General features: G+C 56.5%; 1 protein-coding gene. It reads right to left on the bottom strand.

What is annotated here, in order from left to right:
* On the bottom strand, positions 1–260 hold a 260-nt coding region (locus tag ACRHOZ_RS21100; RefSeq protein ID WP_431130281.1), incomplete at both ends, for a Sua5/YciO/YrdC/YwlC family protein.

The following is a 260-nucleotide window of genomic DNA, read 5'->3' on the forward strand; positions in this document are numbered from 1 at the left end:
TTTGCGCGAAGGGTGCGACACGCGGCGCGGCACTTCCTTGGTAGCTTCCAAAATGAACGTCCACGGGCCAGGGGTGGCCATCTTCAACAAGCGATACTGCGGGTTATCCACTTTGGCAAAGTGGCTGATCTCGGCCAGATCACGACACAGCAAGGTCAGATGATGACGATCATCCAAACCACGCAAACGACGCAGGTTGTCAGCGGCGGACTTGTCATCCAGGCGAGCGACAACGGCATAACTGGAATCGGTAGGAATGG

The organism is Flagellimonas flava (genome assembly GCF_050617915.1).
In the GTDB taxonomy this organism is placed as follows: Bacteria; Bacteroidota; Bacteroidia; order Flavobacteriales; family Flavobacteriaceae; genus Flagellimonas; species Flagellimonas flava_A.